1 protein-coding gene is annotated in these 622 nt (G+C 57.6%); it reads left to right on the plus strand.

Annotation, left to right across the window (positions count from 1 at the left end; translation table 11 throughout):
- Window positions 1–28 precede the first annotated feature (28 nt).
- On the plus strand, window positions 29–388 hold the full coding sequence (locus ABD299_RS24755) for a hypothetical protein (protein ID WP_344266976.1): 360 nt from the start codon (window positions 29–31) through the stop codon (window positions 386–388).
- Window positions 389–622 lie beyond the last annotated feature (234 nt).

Here is a 622-nt window from a genome sequence, read left to right on the forward strand (position 1 = left end):
GCCTGTACCCGCTTAGGATGGAGTGAGCATGAGCGAGTTGGATCTCTACCTTCTGGTAACCCTGTCTTGTGTAGTCTGTGGCTTCTATATCGGGATGGGGCAGATGCTAATGGCCATGGAGAGGAACGGTGACAAAGTGCCTAGTCCTGACGCACGTGTTGTCTTCCACCTATCTGGGCTTGTTGGTATCGGCTACCTGCTTGCTTGGCTATGGTCCCCAGGCCAGCCGCTTTTCAAATTCCTGCCTGCCCTGATCCTTGCCTATCTTGCGGGTATGTTCGGCGCTGCCCTCACGAAGGATAAGGTCACTACCTGGCTGCCTGCGACGGGCTTGGTTGTGATGCCTGTGATGTTCCATGGAGCACGCTACTTTGGTCTAACTGGATAGCTTGGAAGTCATGCAAGATAAGCCGCGTAATCATGACTTTCGGCCTTCTGAGGCCCTTCCAGGGGGCGTAAACGCCCCCTCCTCGGAGGTCACTTGGACTCGTCGAATGGCAGCCCTGGCTGTTCCTCATCACGCCGTTGACGTTGCCGGTTGCTTTCACCGGCCTCGAGAGCCTCCATGCGGGCCGCTAGGGCCTCACCCTGTACCTCGGCCTTGGTCCGCCCCTTTTCGGCC

This window comes from Streptomyces sodiiphilus, from assembly GCF_039529215.1.
Lineage (GTDB): Bacteria > Actinomycetota > Actinomycetes > Streptomycetales > Streptomycetaceae > Streptomyces > Streptomyces sodiiphilus.

Coding starts and splice junctions, on each gene's coding strand:
- ABD299_RS24755 (WP_344266976.1), top strand. CDS start 29: ATGAGCGAGTTGGATCTCTACCTTCTGGTAACCCTGTCTTGTGTAGTC.